The organism is Streptomyces sp. NPDC028722 (assembly GCF_040637655.1).
In the GTDB taxonomy this organism is placed as follows: domain Bacteria; phylum Actinomycetota; class Actinomycetes; order Streptomycetales; family Streptomycetaceae; genus Streptomyces.
The window spans coordinates 66,459-83,219 of the sequence record NZ_JBEZWU010000003.1; the positions used below are offsets into that span (position 1 = coordinate 66,459).

Genomic DNA, 16,761 nt, shown 5'->3' on the forward strand with positions numbered 1-16,761 from the left:
TCCCACGTACGTCGGTCCCCCGGCCCACGCCGCCCACCCGCGCCCCGCACGTCGGCCCACGGCCCACGCCGCTCACCCGCGCCCCGCACGTCGGCCCCCGGCCGCCCACGCCGGTCACCCGCGCGTCGCGGGCCCGGCAGGCTGCGCGCCTGCGCGTACCGGACATCACCGCGGTGACCCACGCGTCTCGCGGGTCCCGCACACCGCGCCGGAACCGGGGACGGCGGCAGGGATGCCCGCGGTGCCCGGCGGGCATCGGTGAGCGCGCAGAAGACTTTCGCGGGGACCGCCGCACCCCCGTTTCCGGGGGGCGGGACGACGGCGGTCCCCGCGAGGGACGCGGGCCGGGTCAGGCCGGGCCCCCGCGTCCGTGGCGTCCAGGGAGGTCCGGGAGCCGCTCCGGTAGTCCTTGGCGCCGTTCGGCGCCGGCCCGGGCGGGAAGCCTCTCCCCGGGCCGCGAAGCCCCGGAGGCGCTTGACCCGCCCCTGCCGACACCCACCACTGTGCCGGGCGCGTGTTAAGCGGGTGCTGCGCGCACGTGACACGCGCGTACCACTTGCGCGAACCCCGCGTCCCGGTGCCCGCGGCGCCCCCGGACCGGGCGGAGGGTCGGCTACTTGCCGCCGCCCTTGGCCAGGAAGGCCAGGAGGTCCTGCCGGCTGATCACACCGGTCGGCTTGCCCTCGACGAGCACGATCGCCGCGTCGGCCGCGCCGAGCACCGACATCAGGTCGCCGACCGGCTCACCGGAGCCGACCTGGGGCAGCGGCGCGGACATGTGCTTCTCCAGCGGGTCCTCCAGCGACGCGCGCTGGCTGAACAGGGCGTCCAGCAGTTCCCGTTCCACGACCGAGCCGACGACCTCGGCGGCCATGACGTCCGGGTGCCCGGCGCCCGGCTTGACGACCGGCATCTGCGAGACGCCGTACTCGCGCAGCACCTCGATGGCCTGGCCGACGGTCTCCTCCGGGTGCATGTGCACCAGGGACGGGATGGTGCCGCCCGCCTTGTCGCTGAGGACGTCGGCGACGCGGGCGCTCGGGCCCTCGTCCTCCAGGAAGCCGTAGTCGGCCATCCACTCGTCGTTGAAGATCTTGCTGAGGTAGCCGCGGCCGCTGTCCGGCAGCAGGACGACCACGACGTCGTCCGGGCCGAGCCGCTCGGCGACCTCCAGCGCGGCGACGACGGCCATACCGCAGGAGCCGCCCACCAGCAGGCCCTCCTCCTTGGCCAGCCGGCGGGTCATCTGGAAGGAGTCCTTGTCGGAGACGGCGACGATCTCGTCCGCGACGGTGCGGTCGTAGGCGGTCGGCCAGAAGTCCTCACCGACGCCCTCGACCAGGTAGGGCCGCCCGGAACCGCCGGAGTACACGGAGCCCTCGGGGTCGGCGCCGATCACCTTGACCGCGCCCTGGCTGGCTTCCTTCAGGTACCGCCCGGTGCCGGAGATGGTGCCGCCGGTGCCGACGCCCGCGACGAAGTGGGTGATCTTCCCCTCGGTCTGCTCCCACAGCTCGGGGCCGGTCGAGTGATAGTGCGAGAGCGGGTTGTTGGGGTTGGAGTACTGGTCGGGCTTCCACGCGCCCGGCGTCTCACGGACGAGCCGGTCGGAGACGTTGTAGTACGAGTCCGGGTGCTCCGGAGCCACGGCGGTCGGGCACACCACGACCTCGGCACCGTACGCGCGCAGTACGTTGATCTTGTCGGTGCTCACCTTGTCGGGGCACACGAAGATGCACTTGTACCCCTTCTGCTGCGCGACGATGGCCAGTCCGACGCCGGTGTTCCCACTGGTCGGCTCGACGATCGTGCCACCCGGCTTCAGTTCCCCGCTCTGCTCGGCGGCCTCGATCATGCGCAGGGCGATGCGGTCCTTCACGGAGCCGCCCGGGTTGAAGTACTCCACCTTGGCCAGGACGGTCGCCTGGATGCCCTTGGTGACGCTGTTGAGCCTCAGCAGCGGGGTGTTGCCGACGAGGCTGATCATCGAGTCGTGGAATCGCACCGTTGTCTCCGGTTGCTTGCGCAAAATGTGGTCGTAAGTGGTGTCGCCAGCCTAAGGCCCCCGGCCGAACCGGCGTGGGCGTTCACTCCCTGTCGAGATTGGCGGACCGTCTGTACGGGGCAAGGAGTGGGTGTACGGCTACGAGGAGGTGGCGGCGACGCATGACGAGCATGTCCAGGGCGAGAGTGGCCCGGCGCATCGCGGCCGGAGCGGCGTACGGCGGGGGCGGGGTCGGGCTGGTCGGCGCCGCGGTCGTCGGCCTGGTGCTGACGGAGCTGCGGCTGGCCCGGCGCCACGTGGGCAACGGCAGCAGCAGCCGGGTGCCGCCGGCCGACGGGCTGTACGGCCACGCGTACGACATCCCCGGCGAACCCCCGCTCCGCCTGACCATGCTCGGCGACTCCACGGCCGCGGGGCAGGGCGTGCACCGGGCGGGCCAGACCCCCGGGGCGCTGCTGGCGTCGGGCCTGGCGGCGGTGGCGGAGCGCCCGGTGGAACTGCGGAACGTGGCGCTGCCCGGCGCCCGGTCCGACGACCTCGACCGCCAGGTGACGCTGGTGCTCTCGTCCGCGTTCCCGGCCCCGGACGTCTGCGTGATCATGATCGGGGCGAACGACGTGACCCACCGGATGCCGCCGACCCGCTCGGTACGGCACCTGTCGGCGGCGGTACGACGGCTGCGCACGGCCGGCGCCGAGGTGGTCGTCGGCACCTGTCCCGACCTCGGCACGATCGAGCCCGTGCAGCAGCCGCTGCGCTGGCTGGCCCGGCGGGCGTCCCGGCAGCTCGCGGCGGCGCAGACGATCGGCGCGGTGGAGCAGGGCGGGCGCACGGTGTCGCTGGGCGACCTGCTGGGCCCCGAGTTCGAGGCGAACCCGCGGGAGCTGTTCGGCCCGGACAACTACCACCCGTCGGCGGAGGGGTACGCGACGGCGGCGATGGCGGTGCTGCCGACGGTGTGCGCGGCGCTGGGCCTGTGGCCGGCGGACGAGGAGCGGCCGGACGCGTCGCGGCGCGAGGGGTTCCTGCCGGTCGCCCGGGCGGCGGCCGAGGCCGCGTCGGAGGCCGGTACGGAGGTCACGGCGGCGATGCCGGCGGGGCCCCGGGGTCCGTGGGCGCTGCTCAAGCGGAGGCGGCGGCGCCGGGTACCGGAGGCCGAACCGGCCCGCCCCTCGGCCTGACCGGGGTGGGGCCGTCCGCCGGCCCGTCACGGCGGGCGGGCCCCACCTGGCCAAGCAAGCGCTTAGACAATTGCGGCCAGTGTCACACCGCGACAACGGTGACCCGGGCCATACGGACGGGTAACTTCCCAACCGGCCCTGCCCGATCCCCAGTCCCACTGGAGCCGTGATGCCCGAAGCCGTCATCGTCTCGACCGCCCGCTCCCCCATCGGCCGCGCGAACAAGGGCTCCCTGAAGGACCTGCGCCCCGACGACCTGACCGCCACGATCATCCAGGCGGCACTCGCCAAGGTCCCCGAGCTGAACCCCGAGGACATCGACGACCTGATGCTCGGCTGCGGCCTCCCCGGCGGCGAGCAGGGCCACAACCTCGGCCGGATCGTCGCCGTACAGATGGGCATGGACCACCTGCCGGGCTGTACGGTCACCCGCTACTGCTCCTCCTCCCTCCAGACCTCCCGCATGGCGCTGCACGCCATCAAGGCCGGCGAGGGCGACGTCTTCGTCTCGGCCGGTGTCGAGATGGTCTCCCGCTACGTCCACGGCAGCTCCGACATGCCGGGCACCCACAACCCGCTGTTCGCCGAGGCCGAGGCCCGTACCGCCGAGGTCGCCCAGCAGGAGGGCAGCACCTGGCACGACCCGCGCGAGGACGGCCTGCTGCCCGACCCGTACATCGCGATGGGCCAGACCGCCGAGAACCTGGCCCGCGCCAAGGGCATCAGCCGCCAGGAGATGGACGAGTTCGGCGTCCGCTCGCAGAACCTCGCCGAGGAAGCCGTCAAGAACGGTTTCTGGGAGCGCGAGATCACCCCGGTGACCCTCCCCGACGGCACGGTCGTCAGCAAGGACGACGGTCCGCGCGCGGGCGTCACCCTGGAGGGCGTGTCGGGCCTCAAGCCGGTGTTCCGCCCCGACGGCCTGGTCACCGCCGCCAACTGCTGCCCGCTCAACGACGGCGCCGCCGCGCTCGTCATCATGTCCGACACCAAGGCGCGCGAGCTGGGCCTGACCCCGCTCGCCCGGATCGTCTCCACCGGTGTCTCCGGTCTGTCCCCCGAGATCATGGGCCTCGGCCCGGTCGAGGCGAGCCGCCAGGCGCTGCGGCGCGCCGGTCTCACCATCGACGACATCGACCTGGTCGAGATCAACGAGGCCTTCGCCGCCCAGGTGATCCCCTCCTACCAGGACCTCGGCATCGACCTCGACAAGCTGAACGTCAACGGCGGCGCCATCGCCGTCGGCCACCCCTTCGGCATGACCGGCGCCCGCATCACCGGCACCCTCATCAACTCCCTCCAGTGGCACGACAAGCAGTTCGGCCTGGAGACGATGTGCGTCGGCGGCGGCCAGGGCATGGCGATGGTCATCGAGCGCCTCAGCTGACACACCGTCGGTGACGGGATGCGCACGTCCCGTCACACAAGGGCCCAGAACCGAGGAAACACCAAGGTTCTGGGCCTTTCCGTGATCCAATCTCCCCCAGGATGTGACCTATCTCGCTCACCGGGGACATCGCCCCAGGTCAGAGCGGGTCAGCAGAGCACGCCCCCGCACCGCTCGGCCAAGTTCCTGTCCGTTTCGTGACGTTACGCACTGACAGTTGGATAGTCCGCCCTTCAAGCTGATGTAGGAAGTCGGGGGGACGAGTCTGAACCGGGAGTACGTCAGTGAGCGCCATGCCGATCGCCCTGCTGCTCACCACGGCCGCCACGGGCGCCGTGGGCGTCGCCGTCCTGCGCACCGTGCTGAAGCTGCGCCGCCAGCTCACGGAGCTCCAGCGGCAGCTGGCCGGGAACCAGGCGGCCGGCGCGCGCGCCGTGCTGCCGAACGCCCGCACCGGCGCCGACACCGACCAGATACGCGCGGCGGTGGCCGAGGCGCTCGCCGAGGAGCGGGAGCGGGAGCTGGCCGAGGCGCGTGCCTTCTGGGCGGCGCAGGAGACCCGTGACGTCTCCGACACCCCCTCGCTGCTGGGCCTGCCCGAGATGGATCTGTTCCTGCCCCGGCAGGCCGACTTCCTCGGCCTGGAGCCGCTGGAGCCGGTGTCCGAGCCGACCGTGGACGCCGACGAGTTCGGCGGGGAGTCCCCGGAGCTGGCCGCGGCCCGCCGCCGCCACCCCTCGCACCCCGACTTCGTCCCCGTGCAGTCCCCGGCGGTCAACGATCACGAGCGCACGGTCACCGCCCTGGAGCAGCTGGCCGCCGACCGCGTGGCCCTGTCGGACGTCCGCCCCGGCCCGCTCGGCACGCTGGACGTCTACGTCTTCGCCGACGGCACCACCCTGTGCATGACCCCGGGCCACCGCGAGACGGCCGAACGGCTGGCGGCGGCCCTGGAAGCGGGCGAGGCCCCGTACCTCCTGGGCGGCTCCGGCATCTCCGGCGCGTACACCCTGACGTTCGCGTGCGGCGACGACATGCTCTACATCCTGGCCGACCGGGTCATCGCCTCCTTCTGACGCCGGCTCAGACCCCGGCCCGCTGCCGGGCCTCCTCCACCAGCCGTACCGCCTCGGCGACCTGCTCGTCGCTCTCCACCACGACCGCCAGGTCGTGCGCGGCCACGAGGATCTGGTCGGCGGCGGCGAACATCCCCGCGTCGGGCATCTCCCGGGCCTCGGCGCCCGGTTCCTCCAGCTGCTGGGCCCGGCGGGCCAGCTCCCGGGCGGCGGCCAGCGCCTCGGCGGCGGCCCCTCGTTGCAGCCGGCTCTGCGGAGCGGCCCGCAAGCGGTCGGCGAAGTGATCCACTGCTCGGCTCAAGGGCGTCGTATCAACCACCCGCCGAGCGTAACGCGCCGCACTGTTGCCAATACGCGGGCGCTCAGGCACGGTGACGGGAAGGACCGGCTCACATCCCCTTTGCCTTCGGAGGCGCCGATGTCCCATGTCTTGTCAGAAGAGACCCACCGCAACATCCTCGCCCGCATTCCGCACTGCACCGGCCGCGAGGTCTCCGACTGGCTGCGCACCGTCGAAGAAGGCCCCGCCCTGTTCCGCTTCGAGGAGAAGGTCAGCTGGCTCCGGCACGAGTACGACCTCGCGTACGGCCACGCGAAGGCGCTCGTGCACGAGTACGACCTCAGGAGGGCGGCCCGCAAGCTGCTCTAGCCGCCGGCGTCGCCGCACCGGCGAGGACGACGACGAAGGGCCCCGGAACGCGTCCGGAGCCCTTCGCGTACGACCGTCGGGCCGCTAGTCGTTGCTGCTGAAGATCGCCACCAGCCGCAGCATCTCCACGTAGATCCACACCAGGGTCATGGTGAGACCGAACGCGGCGAGCCAGGACTCGCTGCGCGGGGCGCCGTAGGCGATGCCGTCCTCGATCTGCTTGAAGTCGAGGGTCAGGAAGAAGGCGCCGAGCAGGATCGCGAAGATACCGACGATCGCGCCGAGCGGGCCGAAGCTGCGCAGACCGCCGTCGGCGGCGACACCGAACGCCACCAGCAGCAGGTTGACCGCCATGACCACCATGAAGGCGATCGCGATGGCGATACCGATGCGGGCGTAACGGGCGGTGACGCGGATCCAGCCGGCCTTGTAGACCAGCAGGGTCGCGCCCGACACCGCCATGGTGCCGAGCACCGCCTGGAAGGGGGCCCCGCTCCAGCGGCTGTTGTACATCTCGCTGATGACGCCGAGGAACACGCCCTCGAACGCGGCGTACCCGAGGATCAGCGCGGGCGACGGGGTGCGCTTGAAGCTCTGGACCATGGCCAGGACGAACGCGATCAGCGCGGAGCCGACGGCCAGGCCGTAACTGGTGCCGGAGACCGGCAGCAGCGCCCAGGCGAGGACGGCGCCCACGGCGACCGTGCCGAGCGTGAGGGCCGAGCGGACGACGACGTCGTCCATGGTCATCCGGTCGGTGGTGACCGGGGCCTGCGGCGGGGCGCCGTTGCGGACGTCGGTCTGCGCGTACGGGTTCTGGGCGTACGGGTTCTGCGCCTGGGGGTTCCCCTGGGCATAGGGGTTGCCCTGGGCGTACCCGGCCTGCGGTGCGGTGTTGAAGCCGGCGTAGCCGTTGTCGCGGCTGAACCCCCGTCGCGAGAAGACCGGGTTACTGCTCCTCATTTCACTCCTCCATGGCTGCCGTGCGCAGCCTTGGCTCAAGAGTAATGGATTGGCAAAGGATCGACCATGATACTTGAGGAGGATCTTTCCCCTGCCGTGCTGACCCACACGCTACGCGCAGGACCGGTTCCCGGCCACGGACGATGGCATTCGGTGACGAAGCCGCCGCCTGATCGAAAGGAAACCCGGTGCACGCCTCGGCGAGGTCCGTCCCGGCCGCGCGCGAGGAGGCGATCCGCTCCAGCCCCCAGGAGTCCCCGGAGGCCCGGTGCGCCCGGGACGCCGACAAGCCGGCCGACGCCGTGCTGGGCACCGGCTCCCTGGACCGGCTTCGTACCGCCCTCGGCGAGGGCAGGAGCTGAAGCCGGGCGACTTCCGTGGCCGCTCCCGCGGAGCGCGGGGTACGAGAAAACGGCCCCGTAGGGCCGTTCCCGTTGGTCGGGCCGTGCTTGACGAAGGTGCCCGGAGCCGGACTTGAACCGGCACGCCCGCGAAGGGGCAGCGAGGTTTAAGCTCGCCGTGTCTGCTTTCCACCATCCGGGCAGGCCATGGGCTCCGCTTCGAGGATCCGAGCCTATCGGCACCCATCCCCCGGACAGCGGAGTGTTGGACCGATGTTGTCTTATTTTATTGGCGCCTGAGGGGGCATCAGCCCAAGGAATGCGCCGTCCGCACGTGCCAACAGCCTGACCTGTCGCCGGTGCGCCTGTACGCGGAATGACGGAATTTCACCGTACGAACGAGGGTGGCCCACCTGTTCTCGACAGCCGGGCGGTGGTCCGGCACGGCCGGCCCGTCCTCTCGGGGTCGGCCGTCCTCCCCAGGTATGACACCGCGGCCTCCTGTCCGCCCCGAGTCGCCCTCCGGAACCGGATCAGCGACTGACTACACGCCCGCTCCGCGCCGGGACGATGAACAGGTCCCCTCGCACAGACGTCGTCCCGACAGGAGCACTGTCCCGTGACCACCACCCCCACCGCCGGCCGGACCACCGCCGTGGCCGCACGCGCCACGGAGCTGTCGAAGATCTACGGGCAGGGTGAGACCCGTGTGGTCGCCCTGGACCAGGTCTCCGTCGGCTTCCGGCAGGCCGAGTTCACCGCGATCATGGGCCCGTCCGGCTCCGGCAAGTCCACGCTGATGCACTGCGTGGCCGGTCTGGACACCTTCTCCTCGGGGTCGGTGCGCATCGGGGACACCGAGCTGGGCTCCCTGAAGGACAAGCAACTCACCAAGTTGCGCCGGGACAAGATCGGCTTCATCTTCCAGGCGTTCAACCTGCTGCCCACGCTGACCGCCCTGGAGAACATCACCCTTCCGATGGACATCGCCGGGCGGAAGCCGGACAAGGCGTGGCTGGACCGGGTCGTCCGGATGGTCGGCCTGTCCGACCGGCTGAGCCACCGGCCGTCCCAGCTCTCCGGCGGCCAGCAGCAGCGCGTGGCCGTCGCCCGGGCCCTCGCCTCCCGGCCCGAGATCGTCTTCGGGGACGAACCGACCGGGAACCTCGACTCGCGCGCCGGCGCCGAGGTCCTCGGCTTCCTGCGCAACTCCGTGCGCGAGCTGGGCCAGACGGTGGTCATGGTGACCCACGACCCGGTGGCCGCCGCGTACGCCGACCGCGTGATCTTCCTGGCCGACGGGCGGATCGTGGACGAGATGTGCGACCCGACCGCCGACAGCGTGCTCGACCTCATGCGCAGTTTCCCCGGGGGCGGCGCCCAGCCCGCCGAGTCCGACGCGAAGGGCCGTAACCGCTGATGTTCCGCACCGCCCTGCGCAACGTCCTCGCGCACAAGGCCCGGCTCCTGATGACCGTGCTCGCCGTCCTGCTCGGCGTGGCGTTCGTGTCCGGGACGCTGGTCTTCACCGACACCATCTCCGACGCCTACCAGAAGAGTTCCGCCAAGGGCTTCGACCAGGTCGACGTCGCTGTACGGCCCGAGTACCAGGACTCCAAGGGTGACAAGGTCGGCCGGACCCCCGAGCTGACCCGGGCCCTGCTCGACAAGGCGGCCCACGTCCCCGGGGCCGCCTCCGCCACCGGTGTCGTCACCGGTTTCACCGCCCTCGCCGGCAAGGACGGCAAGCTCGTCGGCGGCGACTGGCAGTCCGCCGGCGGCAACTACTGGGGCACCGGGGACCCCCGTTATCCGCTGGTCAGCGGCCAGGTGCCGCACGGAAAGGGCGAGGTGCTGATCGACTCCGCGACCGCGAAGCGGACCGGTTACACGGTCGGTGACCGGGTGCGCCTGTCCGTCGACGGCCCGGTCCTCACCCCCGTCGTCAGCGGCGTCTTCACCACCGACGACGGCAACGTGGCCGCCGGCGGCAGCCTCGTCCTGTTCGACACCCCGACCGCACAGGCGCTGTTCGGCAAGAAGGGGACGTACGACGAGATCGACGTGCGGGCCGCGGCCGGCACGAGCCAGCGGGCGCTCAAGGCCACGCTGGACCGGGCCCTGCCCGCGCACCTGGTGGAGACCACGACGGGCCGGCAGCTCGCCGACGACCAGGCCCGGGCCATCTCCGCGTCGATGAGCGGCCTGCGGCAGACGCTGCTGGTGTTCGCCGGCATCGCCCTGTTCGTCGGCACGTTCATCATCGCCAACACCTTCACCATGCTGGTCGCCCAGCGCACCCGGGAACTGGCCCTGATGCGGGCGGTCGGCGCCTCCCGCCGCCAGGTCACCCGCTCGGTGCTCGCCGAGGCGTTCGCCGTGGGCGCGGTCGCCGGTGTCGCCGGTCTGGCCTTCGGCGTCGGCATCGGCGCGGGCCTGCGCGCGCTCCTCGGCTCCTTCGGCGCGAGCGTGCCCGACGGGCCGCTGGTGGTCCGCCCCGGCACGGTGGTGGCCGCCCTCGCGGTCGGCGTCCTCGTCACCATGCTGGCCGCCTGGCTGCCCGGCCGCCGGGCCGCGAAGATCCCGCCGGTGGCCGCGATGAACAGCGTGCACGCCAAGGCCACCACCAAGTCGCTGGTGCTGCGCAACACGCTGGGCGCGCTGTGCGCCGGGGCCGGTGTCGCGGTGGTCCTCGCGGCCACCTCGATGGACGCGGACGCGGCGCAGGGACCGATGGGCGTGGGTGCCGTCCTGCTGATCCTCGGCGTGTTCGTCCTGACCCCGCTGCTGTCCCGCCCGCTGATCGCGGCCGCCGCCCCGGTCCTGCGCGTCTTCGGGGTGGCGGGCAAGCTGGCCCGCCAGAACTCGGTGCGCAACCCGCGCCGTACCGCCGCCACCGCCTCCGCGCTGATGATCGGCCTGACCCTGATCACCGGGATGACGGTGATGGCGGGCAGCCTCCAGACCTCGATCGACAAGATGGCCGGCGCGGCGATCCGCGCGGACTACGTCGTCTCGATGGCCAACCACGGCCCGCTCTCCCCCGACGTGGCGCGCAGGCTGGCCGCCGCCGACGGGTCACCGCCAGCAGCCCGCTGCGCGACGGCGAGTCCCGCGTCGACGGCGACACGGAGTTCCTGACCGGTGTCAACGGCGCGGACATCGGCAGGCTGACCGACCTGAAGGTGACCGACGGTTCCTTCACCGTGGGCGGTACGCGGGTCGTCGTGGACGAGGACGCGGCCGGTGTCCACGGCTGGCGGGCCGGTTCGCGGTTCACCGCGCACTTCGAGGACGGCGGGACGCGGCGGCTGACGGTCGCCGGGGTCTACGAGGGCAACGACCTGCTCAGCGGGATCCTCCTGGACAACAAGGTCCTCACCCCGCACCTGACCGACCCGGCCGACATGAAGGTCATGGTCAGGACCGCGGACGGGGCGTCCGGCGCGGCCAAGGACCGGCTGGAGAAGATTCTCGGCTCCAACCCGGCGATCAAGGTGCAGGACAAGCAGGACATCTCGCACGAGACCGCGCAGATGTTCACGCTCATGCTGAACATGGTCTACGGTCTGCTCGCCATGGCGGTGATCGTCGCCGTGCTCGGCGTCGTCAACACGCTGGCCATGTCGGTCTTCGAACGAGCGCAGGAGATCGGCATGCTCCGCGCGATCGGCCTGGACCGCAAGGCGCTGAAACGGATGGTCCGCCTGGAGTCCCTGGTGATCTCCCTGTTCGGCGGGGTGCTGGGCATCGGGCTGGGCGTGTTCTTCGGCTGGGCGGCCGGCGAGCTGCTGGGCACGAAGATGCCGACGTACGAACTGGTGCTGCCCTGGGGCCGGCTGGCGGTGTTCCTGCTGCTGGCGGGGGTGGTCGGCGTGCTGGCCGCCCTGTGGCCGGCCCGCCGCGCGGCCCGGCTGAACATGCTGGCGGCCATCAAGGCCGAGTAGCCCTAGGGCGCCGGGCCCCGCCCCGCGGTGGCGGGGCGGGGCCTCTCGCCGTGTCAGGTGTTCCAGGTGCGGGTGCGCAGCGGGAGTCCGGAGGCGCCGGACTCGGGGGTGCGGACGGCCAGGACCTGGTTGACGCCGATGCGGTTGCGTTCGAAGGCGAGCGCGCAGGCGGCCATGTACAGCTGCCAGACGCGGGCCCGGCCGAAGCCGGTGAGTCCGACCGCCTGGTCCCAGCCGGCCTCCAGGTTGGCGACCCACTGGCGCAGGGTGCGGGCGTAGTGCTCGCGGATGGACTCCACGTCCCGGACCTCGAAGCCGGCCCGCTCCAGCTGGGTGACGGTGGTGCCGACGGGGGCGAGTTCACCGTCGGGGAAGACGTAGGCGTCGATGAACCGGTCCGGCCGGTACGTCGACTCGTCCCCCTGCGGGCGGCGGGCGATCTGGTGGTTGAGCAGCCGTCCGCCGGGCCTCAGCAGTGCGTGCAGCCGGCGCGCGTACTCCAGGTACCGTTCGGCGCCGACGTGTTCGGCCATGCCGATGGAGGAGATCGCGTCGAAGGGGCCGTCCGTGACGTCCCGGTAGTCCTGGACCCGGATCTCCACCCGGTCGGTCAGTCCCTCGTCGGCGACGCGCTTGCGGGCGTACGCCGCCTGCTCCTGCGACAGGGTGACCCCGACGACGCTCACCCCGTGCTCGCGGGCCGCGTGGACGGCCATGGAGCCCCAGCCGCAGCCGACGTCCAGCAGCCGCTGACCCGCCGTCAGTCCGAGTTTCGCCGCGACCAGTTCGAGCTTGTCGCGCTGGGCGGACTCCAGGGTGGCGCCGCTTCCGTCGGCCTCCCAGTACGCGCAGGAGTACACCATCGAGGGGCCGAGGACCAGCTCGTAGAAGTCGTTGCCGACGTCGTAGTGATGGCTGATGGCGCGCCGGTCGGTGCGCCGGGTGTGCAGGCCCCGGCGCGGTCTGCGGACCTCCTCGTGCGGCGGGGCGGGCGGCACGGGCGGACCGGCCAGCCTCAGCAGGTCACGGGCGGCGGCCCGGACGGCGGGGTCGCGTACGGCCTCGACCAGGCCACGGGCGTCCTCCCCACGCTCCCAGACGAGGCCCGCCACCGCCCGGAGCGCGATGTACATGTCGCCCTCGATGTCCAGGTCGCCGGAGACCCAGGCGCGGGCGAGGCCCAGTTCGCCCGGTGCGAACAGCATGCGGCGCAGGGCGCGGCGGTTGCGGATCACCAGCGCCGGGGCGTCCGGCGGCCCGGCCTGCGAGCCGTCCCAGGCTCGTACCCGTAGGGGGAGCGGGGCTCCCAGCATCTGCTCGGCAAGACTCGTCAGCCGCGACGCGGCGTCGGTCATGGCGCACACCTCCGTGAGGGGACCCGTACCGTCTGCATCCGTTCCTGGCAAACGATCGCGCACATGGCCGTCATTCCCCTTCGTACGCCCCCGCCGACACGCGGGGCCGGTGGAGTGTGGGCGCCGGACCGTCACCGGTCAAGTCCCGAGTTCTCCCGGCATGACCCGGGGCGCGGGGTGCGCCGTAATGGATGCACGGCCCCCGCCCACCTCGCAGACCAGGAAGTGCAGCCCCATGACCCGTCCCGCCACGTACCAGCGCCTCGCCCTGCTCGCCGCGTCCACCACGGTGATCACCGGAGGCGCGCTGCTGCCCACCAGCGCCTTCGCCGCGCCGCCGGCTCCGCACACCGTGACCGTCGCCCTGGACGGCACCGGCACCGCCACCAGGACCAGCAGCGCCGAGGCCGGCGGCACCGGCTCGGTGGGCCGGTGGACCGAGACCACCGACGAGGGGAGCGGGATCTCCGCCCGGCTGCCCGGGCGGCCGAAGACCCAGCGGCTCGACGACCAGGACGGGCGCGCGCATCAGGTGCAGACCGCCTACGGGGGCATCGGCTTCTCGGTCTTCGACGGAGACGGCTTCGACCTCCCGGCCACCCTGAAAGAGAACCTGGACCACTACAACGAGGACTCCGGGTCCCCCGCCGACGTCCTCCGCAGCGACCACGTCCGCAAGGGCACCACGGACGACGGCAGCCCCACCCTGGACGCCGACCTCGTCGCCGCCGACGGCACCGTCGGACACACCACCTACACCGTCGTCAAGGACCATCTGCTCGAGCTGTACGCGATCGGCACCCAGGACAAGGCGGACGCCATGCGGACCGACTACGACCAGCTCATGGACAGCGTCCGCCTGCCCGGCGGCGACACGGCTCCGCCGGCACCGCCCGGCGACGTCACGGCACCCTCGGGCGGCGACACGGCGCCGCCGTCCGGCGACGACACCCGGTCCACCTGAGCGCACGGCGCCGCGGGGCCCGGTCCGACGGCGGACCGGGCCCCGCCGGCCGTCACAGGCGGCCGCGCATGACGGACAGGGCGTTCAGCGCCTCCTCGCGGTTCCGACCCGGGGAGGCGTCACGCAGGACGGTCACCTGGAGCAGGAACTGTCCGGTGCGGCCGGTCGCGGTCGTGTAGTACCAGTCCGTCTTCCGCCCGTCCCTGTCGACGGTGAGACGGCCCTCCTCGGCCGACACCACGTCGTCGAAGCCCTTCAACGTGGAGATGTCCACCTCGTGGATGTCCTCCCAGCGCGCCTTGCTCCCGCTGTCGGCCTCCTTCCCGCACCGCTGCGCGTCCGCCCGGAACCGGCCGGCGTCAGCCTGCGCGAAACCGGCGCCGCGGTAGACCATGACCGTCGACGTGACGTACTCCGTCAGGTCCTTCTTACGGACATTGCGGTCCAGGTAGCCGAGCATGTCGACCCCGGGCTGGCGCACCACCTTGCAGCTGTCGTCGGCGACGAGCACCACCTTGTCGTCGTTCTCGTAGGGGTCGTCCCGCACCGCGTCGGGCCCCCAGTCGGCCGGGGCCAGCGCCACCCGGCGGGTGATCTCCCGGGCCTGCGCCGGTGTGCCGGCGGACGGCGTACCCCGGCCGCCGTGACGCGCCAGCACCAGCGCGGCCGCCGCGGCGACGGCGACGGCCGCCACCGCCGCGCCGGCCAGCACGCCGGACCTGCGCCACCAGGGGCGCCGCGGCGGTTGGGTGACGGTGGGCGGGCCCAGGGGGCCGGACGGCGGGCCGGCGGGCGGGCCCGGAGGCGGTTGGATGCTCACCTGCGTCGTGTACCACCCGGTGCGCCCACCGGCATGGCGGCGAGCCCGGGGATCACCTGACTGACGGGGAAAACCGTCTGCCCGGCCGCCCGCGCACGCCGAACGGCCGCCCGCGCACGCCGAACGGCCGCCCGCGCACGCCGAACGGCCGCCCGCGCACGCCGAAGGAGCCGCCCGCGCACGCCGAACGGTCACTCGCGCACGCCGAAGGAGCCGCCCGGGCACGCCGAAGGGGCCGCCCGCACCACGGATGGCAGGCGGCCCCTTCGGGCTGTTCGGGGTGGTCCCGAGGTCAGGAGGCCTTGGCCTTCTCCTCGGTCTTGGCGGCGGCGACCGGCGCCGGCTTGGCGGCCTCGTAGAACTCCTCGCGGGGGTTCTCCATGGCGCCCAGGGAGACGACCTCGCGCTTGAGGAACATGCCGAGGGTCCAGTCGGCGAAGACGCGGATCTTGCGGTTCCAGGTCGGCATCGCCAGGCCGTGGTAGCCACGGTGCATGTACCAGGCGAGGCGGCCCTTGAGCTTGATCTTCATCTTGCCCATGACGATCATCGCCACGCCCTTGTGCAGGCCGAGACCGGCGACCGCACCCTTGTTGGCGTGCTCGTACTCCTTCTGCGGGAAGCCCCGCATACCGGAGATCACGTTGTCGCCGAGGACGCGGGCCTGGCGCAGCGCGTGCTGGGCGTTCGGCGGGCACCAGGCGTTCTCGTTGCCCGCCTTGCGGCCGACGAGGTCCGGGACCTGGGCGTTGTCGCCGGCGGCCCAGATGTAGTCGGTGCCCTTGACCTGGAGCGTGGGCTCGCAGTCGACGTGACCGCGGGGGCCGAGGGGCAGGCCGAAGCGGGCGAGGGCCGGGTTCGGCTTGACACCGGCGGTCCACACGATGGTGTTGGAGTCGACCTCGAGGCCGTTCTTCAGCACCACGTGGCCGTCGACGCAGGAGTCCATCGAGGTGGAGAGGTAGATCTCCACGCCGCGGCTCTCCAGGTGCTCCTTGCCGTACTGGCCGAGCTTGGGGCCGACCTCGGGAAGGATCTTGTCGGCGGCGTCGACTAGGACGAAGCGCATGTCCTCGCGCGACACGTTCTTGTAGTACTTGGCCGCGTCCCGGGCCATGTCCTCGACCTCGCCGATGGTCTCCGCGCCGGCGAAGCCGCCGCCGATGAAGACGAAGGTGAGCGCCCTGCGGCGGATCTCCTCGTCGTCGGTGGAGTCGGCCTTGTCCAGCTGCTCCAGGACGTGGTTGCGCAGGCCGATGGACTCCTCGATGCCCTTCATGCCGATGCCCTGCTCGGCGAGGCCGGGGATCGGGAAGGTACGGGAGACCGCGCCCATGGCGATGACCAGGTAGTCGAAGGGCAGCTCGTACGCCTCGCCCACCAGCGGGGCGATCGTGGCGACCTTGCGGTCCTGGTCGATGGTGGTGACCCGGCCGGTGAGGACCTCCGCCTTCGGCAGCACGCGTCGCAACGGGACGACGACGTGCCGAGGGGAGATGCTGCCGGCGGCGGCTTCGGGGAGGAAGGGCTGGTAGGTCATGTACGACCGGGGGTCGACGACCGTGACGGTCGCCTCGCCGTAGCGCATCTTCTTGAGAATGCGCCGAGCTGCGTACAGGCCTACGTACCCACCGCCTACTACGAGGATCCTGGGACGCTCCGTGGTGCTCATGCCATCGAGTATCCACCCGTCGATGGGGGGTCGCTCGTGCGCCCCTTCACAAGGTCCGACGAGGCCTGTGTTAAACTCCGCGGCCCGCGTGACGCAGGTCATGCGGGGACAGGGGAACCGCGGGGCGGCCGGTGCCGTTGTCAATGCCGCGTGAGCTGCCTCTCCGGCGTGACGCGGCGGCCGTGAGGGCCGCGCGACACCCCCGGAACACATCCTTCAGGGGCACCCGCACGCCCCTCATCTGAACATGTTCAAACGGCTCTTGGACCCCCGGAAGGGCCTATGCCCCCCTGTCCGGGATACGACGTGAGGGAATTCCTTGTGAAGAACTTCACGAACCTTTTCGCGCACCTATGGCAGAGGGCCCCTCGCGGGGCCCCCGAAGCCGCTCAAACGTTATC

13 protein-coding genes, 1 tRNA gene and 1 pseudogene are annotated in these 16,761 nt (G+C 72.0%); 8 read left to right on the plus strand and 7 right to left on the minus strand.

The genetic code is table 11. From position 1 onward, the window contains the following. Positions 1-613: 613 nt before the first annotated feature. Positions 614-2,005, minus strand: a complete 1,392-nt coding sequence (locus AB0F03_RS05565) for a cystathionine beta-synthase (protein ID WP_361986836.1) — start codon at positions 2,003-2,005, stop codon at positions 614-616. A gap of 161 nt (positions 2,006-2,166) precedes the next feature. Here AB0F03_RS05565 and AB0F03_RS05570 point away from each other — a divergent pair, with 161 nt between their 5' ends. From AB0F03_RS05570 to AB0F03_RS05580, 3 genes are all read left to right on the plus strand, one after another. Continuing rightward, the gene (locus AB0F03_RS05570) at positions 2,167-3,186 is read left to right on the plus strand and encodes an SGNH/GDSL hydrolase family protein (protein WP_361986838.1); all 1,020 of its coding nucleotides are present in this window, start codon (positions 2,167-2,169) and stop codon (positions 3,184-3,186) included. A gap of 169 nt (positions 3,187-3,355) precedes the next feature. Beyond that, positions 3,356-4,573, plus strand: a complete 1,218-nt coding sequence (locus tag AB0F03_RS05575; RefSeq protein WP_361986840.1) for an acetyl-CoA C-acetyltransferase — start codon at positions 3,356-3,358, stop codon at positions 4,571-4,573. Positions 4,574-4,866: 293 nt separating this feature from the next. Next, positions 4,867-5,649 (plus strand): hypothetical protein, encoded by a 783-nt coding sequence (locus tag AB0F03_RS05580; protein ID WP_361987482.1) that lies wholly within the window; start codon positions 4,867-4,869, stop codon positions 5,647-5,649. Positions 5,650-5,656: 7 nt separating this feature from the next. On the opposite strand, the gene AB0F03_RS05585 is transcribed toward AB0F03_RS05580, so the two are convergent. Further along, complete coding sequence (locus AB0F03_RS05585) at positions 5,657-5,968, minus strand: hypothetical protein (RefSeq protein WP_361986842.1); 312 nt, start codon at positions 5,966-5,968, stop codon at positions 5,657-5,659. A gap of 99 nt (positions 5,969-6,067) precedes the next feature. Between AB0F03_RS05585 and AB0F03_RS05590 the strand changes: the two genes are divergently transcribed. Further along, on the plus strand, positions 6,068-6,298 hold the full coding sequence (locus AB0F03_RS05590; RefSeq protein ID WP_356817497.1) for a DUF4287 domain-containing protein: 231 nt from the start codon (positions 6,068-6,070) through the stop codon (positions 6,296-6,298). Between the two features lie 84 nt (positions 6,299-6,382). Here AB0F03_RS05590 and AB0F03_RS05595 read toward each other — a convergent pair whose 3' ends face one another. Next, positions 6,383-7,261 (minus strand): Bax inhibitor-1/YccA family protein, encoded by an 879-nt coding sequence (locus AB0F03_RS05595; protein ID WP_361986844.1) that lies wholly within the window; start codon positions 7,259-7,261, stop codon positions 6,383-6,385. A 188-nt stretch (positions 7,262-7,449) separates the two neighbouring features. Here AB0F03_RS05595 and AB0F03_RS05600 point away from each other — a divergent pair, with 188 nt between their 5' ends. Next, on the plus strand, positions 7,450-7,623 hold the full coding sequence (locus tag AB0F03_RS05600; protein WP_361986846.1) for a hypothetical protein: 174 nt from the start codon (positions 7,450-7,452) through the stop codon (positions 7,621-7,623). A gap of 97 nt (positions 7,624-7,720) precedes the next feature. On the opposite strand, the gene AB0F03_RS05605 is transcribed toward AB0F03_RS05600, so the two are convergent. Continuing rightward, positions 7,721-7,804, minus strand: a tRNA-Leu gene (locus AB0F03_RS05605). Between the two features lie 417 nt (positions 7,805-8,221). On the opposite strand from AB0F03_RS05605, the gene AB0F03_RS05610 reads away from it, so the two are divergent. Both AB0F03_RS05610 and AB0F03_RS05615 read left to right on the plus strand, forming a co-directional pair. After that, positions 8,222-9,022, plus strand: coding sequence for an ABC transporter ATP-binding protein (locus AB0F03_RS05610; protein ID WP_361986848.1), 801 nt, complete (start codon positions 8,222-8,224; stop codon positions 9,020-9,022). Next, positions 9,022-11,549, plus strand: a pseudogene (locus AB0F03_RS05615) (ABC transporter permease). The gene AB0F03_RS05610 and the pseudogene AB0F03_RS05615 overlap by 1 nt, the downstream one beginning before the upstream one ends. Positions 11,550-11,602: 53 nt before the next feature. On the opposite strand, the gene AB0F03_RS05620 reads toward AB0F03_RS05615, so the two are convergent. After that, on the minus strand, positions 11,603-12,904 hold the full coding sequence (locus AB0F03_RS05620; protein ID WP_361986849.1) for a cyclopropane-fatty-acyl-phospholipid synthase family protein: 1,302 nt from the start codon (positions 12,902-12,904) through the stop codon (positions 11,603-11,605). Positions 12,905-13,139: 235 nt separating this feature from the next. Here AB0F03_RS05620 and AB0F03_RS05625 point away from each other — a divergent pair, with 235 nt between their 5' ends. After that, the gene (locus AB0F03_RS05625) at positions 13,140-13,868 is read left to right on the plus strand and encodes a hypothetical protein (RefSeq protein WP_361986851.1); all 729 of its coding nucleotides are present in this window, start codon (positions 13,140-13,142) and stop codon (positions 13,866-13,868) included. Positions 13,869-13,920: 52 nt separating this feature from the next. On the opposite strand, the gene AB0F03_RS05630 is transcribed toward AB0F03_RS05625, so the two are convergent. Continuing rightward, entirely contained in the window at positions 13,921-14,688 is a 768-nt protein-coding gene (locus AB0F03_RS05630) for a hypothetical protein (RefSeq protein WP_361986853.1), read from the minus strand. A gap of 292 nt (positions 14,689-14,980) precedes the next feature. Further along, on the minus strand, positions 14,981-16,360 hold the full coding sequence (locus AB0F03_RS05635; RefSeq protein WP_361986855.1) for an NAD(P)/FAD-dependent oxidoreductase: 1,380 nt from the start codon (positions 16,358-16,360) through the stop codon (positions 14,981-14,983). Positions 16,361-16,761: the final 401 nt, after the last annotated feature.